General features: G+C 59.7%; 1 protein-coding gene. It reads right to left on the bottom strand.

Annotated features, from left to right (window positions below; genetic code table 11):
- A partial coding sequence (gene tuf, locus ACIPHM_RS24605; protein ID WP_400334319.1) for an elongation factor Tu occupies positions 1 to 1,091 on the bottom strand: 1,091 nt, incomplete at its 3' end.
- Between the last annotated feature and the right edge of the window lie 6 nt (positions 1,092 to 1,097).

Genomic DNA, 1,097 nt, shown 5'->3' with positions numbered 1-1,097 from the left:
TTATCGCCAGGCATAACCATTTCCTTGTCGGCCGGCAGCGCGATCGAGCCCGTCACGTCCGTCGTACGGAAATAGAACTGCGGGCGGTAGTTGTTGAAGAACGGGGTGTGACGACCACCTTCATCCTTCGACAGAATGTACACCTCGCCCGAGAACTTGCGGTGCGGCTTGATCGTGCCCGGCTTGGCCAGAACCTGACCACGCTGAACCTCTTCACGCTTCGTGCTGCGCAGCAGAATACCGACGTTATCGCCTGCCTGACCTTGGTCGAGCAGCTTGCGGAACATTTCAACGCCCGTGCAGGTCGTCTTGTCGATCTTCGGCTTGTCGCCATCCAGCGCGATACCGACGATTTCGATTTCTTCGCCGACCTTGATGATGCCGCGCTCGATACGACCCGTCACCACCGTGCCGCGACCCGAGATCGAGAACACGTCTTCCACCGGCATCAGGAACGTGCCATCCACTGCGCGCTCCGGCGTCGGGATGTACGTGTCCAGCGCTTCAGCCAGCGACATGATCGCTTGCTCGCCCAGTTCGCCCTTGTCGCCTTCCAGCGCCAGCTTGGCCGAACCCTTGATGATCGGCAGATCGTCGCCCGGGAAGTCGTACTTCGTCAGAAGCTCGCGAACTTCCATCTCGACGAGCTCAAGCAGCTCGGCGTCGTCGACCATGTCGCACTTGTTCAGGAACACGATGATGTACGGCACACCAACCTGACGGGCCAGCAGGATGTGCTCACGCGTTTGCGGCATCGGGCCGTCAGCTGCCGAGCAAACCAGGATAGCGCCGTCCATCTGGGCTGCACCGGTAATCATGTTCTTGACGTAGTCGGCGTGGCCCGGGCAGTCAACGTGTGCGTAGTGGCGGTTAGCCGTTTCGTACTCGATGTGTGCCGTGTTGATCGTAATACCGCGTGCCTTTTCTTCCGGCGCCGCGTCGATTTCGTCGTACTTCTTGGCCACGCCGCCGAACTTCGACGACAGAACCGTTGCGATAGCAGCCGTCAGGGTGGTCTTGCCATGGTCAACGTGACCGATGGTGCCGACGTTCACGTGCGGCTTAGTCCGCTCGAATTTTTCCTTTGCCATTTCCGA

Origin of the sequence: Pandoraea sp. NPDC087047 (assembly GCF_044745225.1) — a bacterium.
GTDB lineage: Bacteria > Pseudomonadota > Gammaproteobacteria > Burkholderiales > Burkholderiaceae > Pandoraea.
Note: the sequence above shows the minus strand (reverse complement) of the source record. Positions and strands in the feature narration are given on the sequence as shown.